At 45.2% G+C, this 11,115-nt stretch carries 12 protein-coding genes; 3 read left to right on the top strand and 9 right to left on the bottom strand.

What is annotated here, in order from left to right; all coding sequences use genetic code 11:
- Nucleotides 1-46 precede the first annotated feature (46 nt).
- The 3 genes from IID12_07680 to IID12_07690 are packed head-to-tail and all read left to right on the top strand — an operon-like array spanning nucleotide 47 to nucleotide 3,235.
- The gene (locus tag IID12_07680) at nucleotides 47-709 is read left to right on the top strand and encodes a hypothetical protein (GenBank protein MCH8288969.1); all 663 of its coding nucleotides are present in this window, start codon (nucleotides 47-49) and stop codon (nucleotides 707-709) included.
- A gap of 1 nt (nucleotide 710) precedes the next feature.
- On the top strand, nucleotides 711-1,637 hold the full coding sequence (locus tag IID12_07685; protein MCH8288970.1) for a glycosyltransferase: 927 nt from the start codon (nucleotides 711-713) through the stop codon (nucleotides 1,635-1,637).
- 5 nt (nucleotides 1,638-1,642) lie between these two features.
- On the top strand, nucleotides 1,643-3,235 hold the full coding sequence (locus tag IID12_07690; protein ID MCH8288971.1) for a GGDEF domain-containing protein: 1,593 nt from the start codon (nucleotides 1,643-1,645) through the stop codon (nucleotides 3,233-3,235).
- On the opposite strand, the gene IID12_07695 is transcribed toward IID12_07690, so the two are convergent.
- The 9 genes from IID12_07695 to IID12_07735 all read right to left on the bottom strand — a co-directional run.
- Nucleotides 3,218-3,976, bottom strand: a complete 759-nt coding sequence (locus tag IID12_07695; protein ID MCH8288972.1) for a 3-oxoacyl-ACP reductase FabG — start codon at nucleotides 3,974-3,976, stop codon at nucleotides 3,218-3,220. The genes IID12_07690 and IID12_07695 overlap by 18 nt on opposite strands.
- Complete coding sequence (locus tag IID12_07700) at nucleotides 3,966-4,385, bottom strand: NUDIX hydrolase (protein MCH8288973.1); 420 nt, start codon at nucleotides 4,383-4,385, stop codon at nucleotides 3,966-3,968. The genes IID12_07695 and IID12_07700 overlap by 11 nt, the downstream gene beginning before the upstream one ends.
- 18 nt (nucleotides 4,386-4,403) lie before the next feature.
- A complete protein-coding gene (locus IID12_07705) occupies nucleotides 4,404-5,228 on the bottom strand; it encodes a rhomboid family intramembrane serine protease (protein ID MCH8288974.1) in 825 nt (274 codons plus the stop codon).
- 113 nt (nucleotides 5,229-5,341) lie between these two features.
- Complete coding sequence (recO, locus tag IID12_07710; GenBank protein MCH8288975.1) at nucleotides 5,342-6,016, bottom strand: DNA repair protein RecO; 675 nt, start codon at nucleotides 6,014-6,016, stop codon at nucleotides 5,342-5,344.
- Complete coding sequence (locus IID12_07715; protein MCH8288976.1) at nucleotides 6,016-7,059, bottom strand: CPBP family intramembrane metalloprotease; 1,044 nt, start codon at nucleotides 7,057-7,059, stop codon at nucleotides 6,016-6,018. The genes recO and IID12_07715 overlap by 1 nt, the downstream gene beginning before the upstream one ends.
- A gap of 60 nt (nucleotides 7,060-7,119) precedes the next feature.
- On the bottom strand, nucleotides 7,120-8,553 hold the full coding sequence (locus tag IID12_07720; GenBank protein MCH8288977.1) for a proline--tRNA ligase: 1,434 nt from the start codon (nucleotides 8,551-8,553) through the stop codon (nucleotides 7,120-7,122).
- 128 nt (nucleotides 8,554-8,681) lie between these two features.
- Entirely contained in the window at nucleotides 8,682-10,136 is a 1,455-nt protein-coding gene (locus IID12_07725; GenBank protein ID MCH8288978.1) for an inorganic phosphate transporter, read from the bottom strand.
- Between the two features lie 22 nt (nucleotides 10,137-10,158).
- Nucleotides 10,159-10,830, bottom strand: coding sequence for a TIGR00153 family protein (locus tag IID12_07730; GenBank protein MCH8288979.1), 672 nt, complete (start codon nucleotides 10,828-10,830; stop codon nucleotides 10,159-10,161).
- Nucleotides 10,831-10,920: 90 nt separating this feature from the next.
- Nucleotides 10,921-11,115, bottom strand: a 195-nt coding sequence (locus IID12_07735; protein MCH8288980.1) for a heavy metal-binding domain-containing protein, incomplete at its 5' end; no start/stop codon positions are given.

Consider the following 11,115-nt stretch of genomic DNA (forward strand, 5'->3'; position numbering starts at 1 on the left):
AACCGTGGCGATGAAAGCCTGTCGCTCATAATGGACGGAAATTAAAATGAATAAGTCTGATTGGGATAATTGCAATTTTTCTCATGCGCATTACAAAGCGTGCCTTCAAAATGCCCTCGAAAACGGTTATGAATTTCTCAAAATGAATGATGTAGAAGTAAAACGAAATAAAGAGAAGACGATTGTGATGCGGCATGACGAAGACCTCTCGTTACCCGCTATGCACTATCTCGCTGAAATTGAGGGAGAGCTCGGCATAAACTCCACCTATTTTGTGCGGCTTCACGCTAAGAACTACAATTTATTATCTTACGACTCCTACACGTCTCTTCACGAAATAATAAAAATGGGGCATGAAATAGGGTTCCACTATGAACTCCACTGCCACCCGGAGCTCAGCTCCCGGGAAGAAGAGATATTTACCAATTCCAAATCCCTCCTCGAATCGATCCTTGGAATCGAGATTACAGGCATGAGCTATCACGAGCCTTCACGTTCGATGAAATCGGATGAGAAAAGACCACTGCCGCCCGGGATAGAGTACGAGGCTTACGAAGATAAGTTCATGAAAAATCATAAATACATTTCCGACAGTTCGGCGCATTGGAGAGAGGGATGTATGTGCCGGCATATAAATAAAGAGGACAACCTCTATATTTTAACTCACGGCTTTTGGTGGTTTAAGGAGAGCCCGGCCGAAAATTACTGATATGCTCCGTGCGAGCGTCATAATTCCGGCTTATAACAATATTAACACCATCGAAGGTCTGATTCGGTCACTTGAAAATCAATCTATGAACTCCTCTGAATATGAGGTGATTGCAGTTGACGGAACCTCATCCGACGGCACTCGTGAATATTTGGAATCAATTAAATTTGAAGGCAACTTCAGGCTCATTAAACAGGAAAAGAATCTCGGGATCGGCTCGGCAAGAAATTGCGGGATCAAAGCCGCCGAGAGCGAAATCACTCTGTTCATCGACGGTGACATGGTCGTTGAACATGATTGGGTAGAAAAGCACATCAAACCTATCGAACATTTAGATTGGGACGGAAGCGTGGGGTATGTGCAACATAGGCCTGAAAACAGGGATTTGTTCATCAGATACCTCGACAGACCAAAACGCGGTGCGAAAAAATTCGGCGTAAATCAACAGCTAAGCCACAGTCATTTTGTATTCTGGAACACTTCGATCAGAAAAGAACTATTAACCCGTGTTGGAGGATTCGACGAAAAAATAAACTTATGGGGAGGAGAGGAGCTCGAGCTGGTTGTGCGGATTGAGCAAGAAGCGGACATTAATTTACGATATAATCCCGAAGCGAGAGCAACTCATCATCAACACAGGACGCTTGAGGACACGTTCGATCTCCTTGAGAAATTCGGCGCTAATGTCGTTCCCTACATTGTGGCAAAACATCCTGATCTCGCTCGGGAATTTCATACCCGGTTGCTTGATAATCCTTTTATTAGAAAAGCGTTGATGATTACCGCTCTAAACCCGATATTTTTCAACATGATAAAATCAATATACAAACTTGTACCGGAACGGCTGACTTTTCTCGCAATTAAGTACATGCTCGTCACCAGCGTAATGAAAGGTTATATATCCCGTCCGAAAGACGCGGCGAGGTAATCTGAATGGGTGCTTTCAATTTTGAACTATCCGACGAATTCAAAAGCCAGGTTCTCGAAATCAGCTTATCCAAGAATACTGTCTCGGATTTTTATAAAACGATTCTTGAGGGTATTCCTGCAAACGGAGAAGAAGGTTATATTTTGTTTAAGAGTTTTGAGTTCGATGTTGGAGATCAGGAAGTATTACCCTTCATAGAAAAAACACAATTTCAGACAATCTTATTACTCAATGGTAACTTGGACCTGTCTGGCAATGATAAGATTAAACAAATAAATAGCTCGAAATTGAGCAGCCTCAAGAACCTCTCTTTTCTGTTTATTTCAAGTCCGCAGCTTAATTATGCCGTACTCTCCTCCATTACGGAGGAATCGGTCAACATTCTTAATCCTACCACTAAAACTACCATAACCGAATCTCCGTTGGTCATGAACATGTTCTGGGAAGAGATTTCAAAACTTATCGGAATACCTAAATCGGAGATCAGTATCCACAACCCCGAACACACCGTGCTTGCCAGTGAGCGGGTTGTGTTTGACGTTATTTCCAAACTCGACAGCTCGCGGGTCGTATCCGATCAGAGGGTATTCGAATTATCTTCTCTGCTGAAATTTTTAAACAACATCTCCGGAAGATTTGTGGAAGAGGAATTTCTCCATGAGGTAGGTAAGAAACTGATAGAATTAACGGAAGCGCCGGTAGGATTCATTCAATCTGAAGACTTAGAGACAGAGGAAGTCAATACTGTATTGTTTTGGGAGGGTTTTGAATTGTTCATCGGTGAGCAGTTATCCGAACTCGACTTTCCCACGCGTAATTACCTCGACACGCTCGTAGAGCAGGATCACATACTATTCAACTTAGATGATAAGGCTTCTCCATTTTTAGAACCGGATAATCTTTCTAAGTTGCACGTTACGAACGGCATTCTCTATCCACTTTACGGTCCGGAAAAAGTGAGAGGTTCTCTTATCTTATTATTCCCGGAGACAAAGATAATTGCGAATTTAAACCGCCGGTATTTCGATGAGATCGCTGCTGCGGTTTCAATAGGCTTTAAGCAACTCATATCCCACAAAAAAATTCATAAGGAAGCCATCACCGACGGCATGACGGAGCTGTATAATCACAGATTCTTTATGAATCAACTCTCCAAAGAAATGGAAAGGTCACGGAGATATCAGAATCCTTTAACCCTTTTGATGATCGATATTGATCACTTTAAACATTATAATGACACGAACGGACATGTTGCAGGCGATACGATCCTCAAAAGCGTGGCGTCTATATTCAGAAATACCGTTAGGCGGAGTGATTTTGTTACCCGGTACGGTGGAGAGGAGTTTGCAATATTGCTTCCTGAGACACCGCTGCAAAACGCTAAGCTGGTCGCGGAAAAAATCAGGAACACGATCGAGAAAGAGGAATTCGAAAATCAGAAAAACCAACCGAACGGTAATCTTACGATCAGCATAGGTGTATCAGAACAAACAAAAGACCTGTTAACTCCGGACGAATTCGTTCACAGCGCTGATTTAGCATTATATCAAGCGAAAGAGACCGGAAGAAACAAGGTCTGTCTAACCGGTGAGGACTGATCCGCCGTTTACGTTTAGAGAGATTCCCGTAATATATGAAGAAGCATCGGACGCGAGGAACACCACGGCTGACGCAGGTTCTTCCGGTTCGCCGATTCGCCTTAGAGGTATCGTCTCCGATATAATAGTGTCTTTGCCCCCGCCGAGCGCCTCTGACGTCATATCTGTATAAGTCCAACCGGGGCAAACCGAGTTGACCCTTATCCCGTCGGGACCGAGTTCGGAAGCAAGCGATTTCGTCAGCGAGTTTACCGCCCCCTTACTTGCCGCATAATGCGAATGGAATGCTTCTCCCCTTTGTGCCGCTGTTGAGGATATGTTTATGATGCTCCCTTTCTTTTGTCTCTTCATGGTAGGTATTACCGCCCTGATGCAGTTCAGCACTCCTCCGAAATTAAGCGACATGGTTTCTTCAGCATCGCTGTCCGACATACGGTCAATCGGCGCCATCTTCCATATCGCGGCGCTGTTTACTAATATGTCAATTCCGTCCCAAGCTTCGAGTGCCCGGTTAACCATCTCCTGCACGGAGCTCATATCGGTTACGTCAGCTTGTACCGCCATAGCCTGACCCCCCGCATGCGCTATCTCATCCACGATCTTATCGGCTGACTTTGAATCGTTTACAAAGTTCACAAGCACTTTTGACCCATGCTCAGCAGCTAATTTACAGGTGGCGGCTCCAATACCTCTTGAACCTCCCGTAACTATCATGACTTTGCCGTGAAGATCAATCATCAAATGTGAACTCCTTAAAATAATCATCCAATATTCGACTATGGTCAAACGCAAGTTGTCGAGGCAGCTCTTCTATCGAAAATATCCGTATATTTTCGGCATCGGACATCGCCTCGGGTACGCCTATACCCTCACCTGTAAACACTACTGATACTGTATGTCCCCGCGGGTCACGGGAGGGATCGGAATAGACATGGAATTGCTTTACTTTATCGACCGTTAATGACGTCTCCTCCCTGATCTCCCTCTCCACGGCTTCCTCGAGCGTTTCTCCGATTTCAACAAATCCGCCCGGTATTGCCCAACCGTATGGGGGATTTTTACGTTCGATCAGTAAAACGCTGTTAGGTTTATCAATCATCCGGACGATCATATCGACGGTAAGTCTCGGGCTCTTGTTATTATCGGACATCCGGAGTCGAACGATTGATCAATTCATGTTCTTTTGGTCTTTAGAGATGACCCGGCTTGCTTCTTCAAGTTTCTGTTTTTCTTCGTCAGTCAGGTTTTCGTATCCCACTTCGTTTATCCTGTCAAGGATCGTATCGATTTCCTGTCTCAAATTTTCGTAGCTCTTCCTGACGCGTTCCGCTTTTTTGACCTTTCTTTTAATCTTGAACTCACCGAACGAATCACTGAGATTAGAAATTTTAACGCTTGATTTCATGTACAGATATCCAATGACCATTCCCGACAAATGCGTGAGGTGACTTACCGCACTGCCGATGTCGCTGAGGCTGCTGATGAACGCAACTCCGCCGATGAACAGCACAAAATACTTTACCTTTACAGGTATGAGAAAATAGAGATATATGGTTCTATTCGGAAACATGAGTCCGTATGCAAGCAATACGCCGTAAATCGCGCCGGACGCTCCTACAACAGGTATAGTGCTGTCAATTGAAAAAAGAGCTGTCAGAATTCCCGAACCGATACCGGTAATAAAATAGTACCCTAAGAATTCCCTTCTCCCCCAGTATCTCTCTATCTCACTGCCGAACATCCAGAGAACAACCATGTTTATTAAAAGATGCCACAGCCCGCCGTGTAAAAACAAATACGTAACAGGTTGCCAGATGTAAAAATTGTTCCAGATCAGACTCGGGACAAGCCCGAGATAATTGTTGAATAACTGTTCTAAGCCAAGCAGGGATTCCAGAAAAAAAATCGAGACATTGGCAATTATGAGCAATTTGATCGCCGATGATGCTCCCTTGCCGAAATACATGACCCTGTCAGTGTAGCCGTAATCCATCTGTTATGTCGTCCTAATCATGCATGCATCCAACTGGTTCTTAATCAAAAGATAGTAATTATCTGTTAACCCGCAACAGGGAAGAAATATTAATATTGACCGGGTAAATATCTCTATATAAGATTTTCTACAAAGCTAAGTGCTTTTGCTCTTTTCATCCCCTCAACATGATACTTAAAATATTCCGAAAAGAATCTGTTTATTTTTCTGAACGTACCTCTCGTAAAACCGCCGACGCCTATGTCGGGAAGTTCGGCTGTTTCAAGATTTTCAAAAATTCTTAACGCCTCTCCTTTTAGTCTTGACTGAGTCTTCACTCCTTCGGGGTTATGAACGTCGATTTCGAATCCGATCATCTTAAGGAGCTGAATTTCGAAGTACCACAACAGTGCCACGTCCTGCTTCTCACTATTTAAAGCAGAGAGCGTGTTTACAAGGAGTCCGTAAACATCCTCGTTGGGTTCGACTTCTGTTAAAGTCGAGTCCACAAGATTCAGTATTGCCATGGCGACAGCCGATTTTCTGAGGTTCTCAATTATCGAGCTGTTGGATTGAATAATCTCAATTTCGGATAAGAGTTGAAGGTCGCGGCTGTCTTTATGGTAATAAACAATCGAAGCATAGGTAGCCGGTTCTAATGCCCCGACAAATTTACTCTTCGGGTTTCGAGCGCCTTTAGCGATAAGACTTATTTTACCCTGATCTTTTGTGTAGAAGGTCAGTATCAGACTCGTTTCGCTGTACTTGATCCTTCGGAGAACTACACCTTCAGATTTCAGTATCGGCACTAATTCTCCGTTTCGGCAGGTGGGACACCGTAGGCGGCAGGGTACCTTCGCCACAGCGCAGAATTTGCTTCTGAAGGTTTGAGCCACGACGCCCGCCACATATACCAGGTAACGAGGATAATTACCACTGATGAGATCAAGCTGCCCTCGGCTCCGAATTCACCGCCGCTGAGCAGTTCGGGACCCTGAGGGACCGACACCATAAAACTGTTTTGAATATCTATGCCGCTTACGTTCATCCCCCAGAGCGGACCCTGCGTCCAGTTCCACGCCATATGCAGCCCTGTAGGCAGCCAGAGTGAGCGGGTCTTTATATAAGCAATACTCAGCATTACTCCCGCTAAGAAGATATTCAAGGCTCCTCCCGCCGAAAAATTCGGGTTGAACATGTGTATAATAGAGAAAATCAGACTTAAAACAACAACGGCTACCAGCACATTCGATCCTTCGATGAATGCCTGAAACGGATATCCACGCAGCATGAGCTCTTCTAAAAGGCCCGCAAACGCAAACAAGATAATGAAACTGAGCAATGTAATTCCGAGCTCGATACCCCGCGCTCCGGCTGTTACCTCAATAAGTCCTGTGATCCAGAAAATCAAAAACAGAGTCGTCAACAACCCGAATCCAATGCCGAGACCTATTGAGAATTCTTTGAACCAACCGGGCGAAAACCACAGACCCAGCGTTTTAAAGGGTCGTTTATCTATCCATTTGAGAACTATATATGCCGATAACATAAAAACGCTTGTCAATATAGCGTATTGCACGATCATTATTGGGGAGTGGAATCCTCCATCTCCCGAAAAATATGGTTTGAAAAAACCGTGTAAATATTTCGCAGGAAATGACAGTAGAGCCGTTATTATTACATAAATCACCATCCGCCAACCGGCACGGATATGCCCGAACCTGTTTACGAATGTCTGTTTTAATTTACCCGGTGTTTCTAATTCCGCAATATCTTCGCCGGAAGAATCTTCAGTTGTTGTTCCGTTTTCTTCTTCTGATTCACCGGGACGCTGCTCTAATTCTTCGTTCATATGAGCCTCCTGTTCATCTCACCCGTTACCGGATAGTTAGTTACGCTCCCCGGGATATTTTTAATACGCTCTTGCAAATACTACAAACGTCTCAGATTCTTTGCCGCACTTTACGCAGCTCCCCTTTTCTCCGGGCTGCTCGAACGGAATCACCCTTATCGTGGCTTTTGTCTCTTTCTGTATCTCCGTCTCGCATTCCTCAGAACCGCACCAGTAAGCCTCCCCGAATCCGCCTTTTGAACTGTAATACTCCCTTAATCGGTCGTATGAGTCCAATCGTTCGGTATTATCATTTCTGAATGCAACAGCCCGGTCAAACAGGTTTTTCTGGATTTTTTCGCTGATCTTACCAAATTCATTTTCGGCTTTGTCGATAGGTACGAAAGACTTTTCGCCGTTGTCCCTGCGTACCAAAACGATCTGGTTTTCCGCTACGTCTTTCGGTCCTATTTCGACCCTGACGGGGATTCCTTTCAACTCCCACTCGTTGAACTTCCATCCGGGAGTCACGTTCGTTCTGTCGTCAATCTTATATGAGATACCCGTTTTTTTGAATATGCTTTCAAGATTGTCCGTAAACTTTCGAACCTCAGCCTCTTCCTCCTCCTTCTTCCAGATTGGAACGATTATCACTTCAAATGGCGAAAGTTTCGGTGGCAGAACAAGACCCTTATCGTCACTGTGAGTCATAACAAGCGCGCCTATGAGACGTGTACTCACACCCCAGCTCGTAGCGTAGACGTATTCTTCCCGGTTATCTTCATTCTGAAATTTAACGTCGAAGGCTTTCGCAAAATTCTGTCCCAGATAATGACTTGTACCAGCCTGAAGCGCCTTCCTGTCTCCCATCATCGCCTCAATCGCATATGTGTCGACAGCGCCGGCAAACTTCTGAGATTCAGATTTCTTACCCATGATAACAGGCATCGCCATATACTCCTCGGCAAATGTTTTGTACACCTCGAGCATTCTTAATGTCTCTTCCTCCGCCTCCTCGGCAGTGGCATGTGCAGTATGCCCCTCCTGCCAGAGAAACTCGGTTGTCCTCAGGAATAGTCTCGTCCTCTTCTCCCACCGGACGATGTTAGCCCACTGGTTGATGAGCAGCGGTAAATCTCTGTAGGATTGAATCCAATTCTTGTACATCGACCATATAATGGTTTCGGAAGTGGGGCGGATAATTAAGGGTTCCTCTAATTTCTTCCCACCGCCGTGTGTAACGACAGCAAGTTCCGGCGAGAACCCTTTAATATGTTCCGCTTCTTTTTGAATGAAGCTTTCTGGTATCAGCAACGGGAAATACGCATTTTCGTGTCCCGTTTCTTTGAACATTTGGTCCAATCTATCCCTGATTTTCTCCCATATGGCGTAGCCATGCGGTCTGATTACCATACATCCCTTTACCGGCGCATAATCCGCCAGCTCCGCTTTTAAAACTATATCGTTATACCACGCAGAATAATCAGTTTCTTTACCGGTTATCCCTTTGGACATTTAGTCTCCTGATTTAATACGTATGCTCTAAGCATTTGTTTCTATGCTATGAGAACCGGACTTTATATTACCTAATAGAAGAGATTATTACAATTGAAAGTAGAAGAGCGGAAAGATCCTATACACTTTCAACTACCGAACACCGCTCTTAAAACATAATAGATTATTACGGCGAATATCGCACCGACAGGAACTGTAACGAACCAGCTTATGATGATATTTCTGACTACACTCAAATTCAATGACGCTATTCCCCGAGCCATACCCACACCAAAAACCGCACCGACGAGCGTGTGGGTCGTTGATATCGGTATTCCGAGTTTAGATGCCAGAGCGATGACAGTCGCCGCGCTGAACTCAGCCGCAAACCCCCTCGAGGGCGTTATCTCAGTAATCTTTTTCCCGATCGTTTCCATTACTTTCCAGCCGAGTGTTGCGATCCCCACCGCGATACCAATTCCCCCGAGGAGAAGCAACCAGATAGGAACCGCAACCTCCATCGCCACTTCTTTAGTTTGAATTATAGAAACAACGGCCGCTAAAGGTCCTATGGCGTTTGCTACATCGTTAGCCCCGTGCGCAAACGCTACGAACACCGCGCTCAGCACCTGCAAGTAACCGAATATCCGCTCTACAAAATGGTAATCCTCCCCACCAGTGTTTTTTGCCTCGGTATATGCGCTATCCTCTATGTTGTCAGCAAGATTTTCCATGTCAGAGTATATATTGCCCAATCTGCGGAAAATTGACCCTGTTGCGTAATTCAGATTTTTTTCTCTGTAAGTCAGAGTTTTCCGGAGGCTTTTAGAGACTATCAGATTATCGTTTTTAGCCATTTGCTGCGTCAGTACAAATTTTCTTTTGTACTTACTTATGTCCACCCCGAACATTAACATCGCGCTTAAAGCCCATGCGCCGAACCCGAGTGCGAATGATAATACTATCGACTGTTTGAGAGTAAGGTCGAGATTGGCATGACTTAGCCCCTTAAATAAGAGAACTAACGACATAACCAGTATTACCATACCGAATATTATAGGAACTAACCGCCTTGTCGCCAGCATAACGTCACGGGCGTTAAGAATGAATTTCCGGATCAGTGTGAACACGAGAAACGCGACAACCCCGCTTATCAAAGGTGAAAAAACCCATGACGATGCTATGGTTCCGACTTTTCCCCAGGCGATCGAATCAAACCCGCCGCCAATAATTCCAAAACCCACTACCGCCCCTACTATCGTATGGGTGGTACTTACCGGCCATCCGAACATCGTGGCAATCTGTAACCACAGACCGGCGGCAAGTAAAGCGGCAAGCATACCGTACAAAAGCGTTTCGGGAGTGGCCGCGTATATAAGAGGATCGATTATCCCCTTTCTAACGGTATTCGTTACATTCCCGCCCACAAGAACCGCACCGGCAAAATTTGCTGTTGCTGCGATAATTACCGCCTGCCGGAGAGTCAGAGCTCTGGAACCTACGGACGTACCCATGGAATTTCCGACGTCGTTCGCACCGATATTCCACGCCATATAAAATCCGAAGATTAAAGCGGTATAAAGGAGTATCGTCTCTGATCCCATAAGGAGTGAAATTCCCTCTCGATTAACGTGTGAATAACAGGCGGATATGATTACCTATATTTTCAGCATGATTCGCCACGTCGCCAACCCTTGTCAGCACCCTTGACCACATAATTACCGAGATCGGGTCAAGCTTCTTTTCTAATTCGAAAACTATTTTCGCCACATTCTTTCCAGCCTCGTCGCTCTCATGTTCGATCTCACCCAATTCGGTTATCATACCGAGAACTCTTTCAGCTTCCGGTCCGCCGAAGGAGGCTTCCGACAGTTCGTCGAGCCGATTTATAATTTCCGAGGATTTATCACACGTCTCAAGCACCCGGTCAATAAATTCAAAGAGACCCTCTTTCATCTCCTCGTGGATTTCCAATCGGCGTATGTGAAGCAGAGCCGCTACGTCCTGCACCTTGTCGGCAACCGAGTCCTGCGTGGACAAAAGCTCGAGAAGGTCTCTCCGGTTCATAGGCAGGAACAGCCATTTCGGAGTCTCACCTCGAAATCTGTTTTTCACCTTGTCCGCTTCGTGCTCTGCTTCGTTTATCGATGCGTAAAGCTCCTCAAACTTTTCTTCGTCACCATCGACAATCGCTTCAAACAGCGGTCGAAGATGACTCACGGTTTCCATGATTCTCTCCCCGTGTTCCTGGAGCGGCACAAAAGGTGATTTACCGAATATACGTGAAAGGTTTCTCATAACGCTCACTCAGTTAGATAATACAAGCAGGAGTACAGACTAATAATTTCGAATAACTAATACAACAGTAAAATTACACAACTGTCCCGATCAAGTTACTTTTCGCCTCATAGGCTTGTCTTTATACACTACAGCGGTCCCGCTCGCAGCCACCATCAACATGTTCGTTCCTCCCGACCCTATCGTTTCGTAATCCAGGTCAACAGCAATTATGGCATTGCCCCCAAGGTCTTTCGCCTGCTGCTTCATCTCTGAAAGCGCTATATCCTTTGCTTTCCTGAGCTC

It is taken from the genome of Candidatus Neomarinimicrobiota bacterium (assembly GCA_022567655.1).
GTDB lineage: Bacteria > Fidelibacterota > SORT01 > SORT01 > SORT01 > JADFGO01.